Annotated in this window: 1 protein-coding gene; it reads right to left on the bottom strand. The window is 41.2% G+C overall.

Going from position 1 to position 503, the window contains the following annotated elements:
* Positions 1-102 precede the first annotated feature (102 nt).
* Positions 103-503: pyridoxal-phosphate dependent enzyme (locus HC176_RS16125; RefSeq protein WP_167920025.1), on the bottom strand; the 401-nt coding region annotated here is incomplete at its 5' end.

Raw genomic sequence — 503 nt, 5'->3', positions numbered from 1 at the left:
ACATAATTTAACACGGGCTGCTGCTCAAGTGCATTAAACTCTTTAACGAAAAAAAAGAAGGTATATTTCTATACCTTCTTAAGTTTTATTGAGTGAAACTTTTTATTTAATGAATTCGATCTGGTTGGCCGCCTTTTCGTGTTTACTGTCAAAAAAGCCCTGCTCATTCATCCATTCGTCACTAAAGACCTTACTCATATATCGGGAACCATGATCGGGAAAGATAACCACCACCTTGCTGTTCTTGTTAAATTCTCCTTCTTCGGCCAGTTGACGGGTACCCTGTAGTGCAGCTCCGCTGGTGTAACCTACAAAAAGACCTTCGGTTAATGCCAGCTGCCTGGCAGCATGAGCACTATCCTCATCACTTACCTTCACAAACTTGTCAATAGATTCAAAGTCGGTCGCAGTAGGGATCAGGTTTTTTCCAAGACCTTCGATGCGGTAAGGATAGATTTCCGCAGCATCAAATTCTTTGGTTTCATGGTATTTTTTAAGAACAG

This window comes from Tamlana crocina (assembly GCF_012037625.1).
This window is presented reverse-complemented; position numbering and strand designations above follow the sequence as displayed.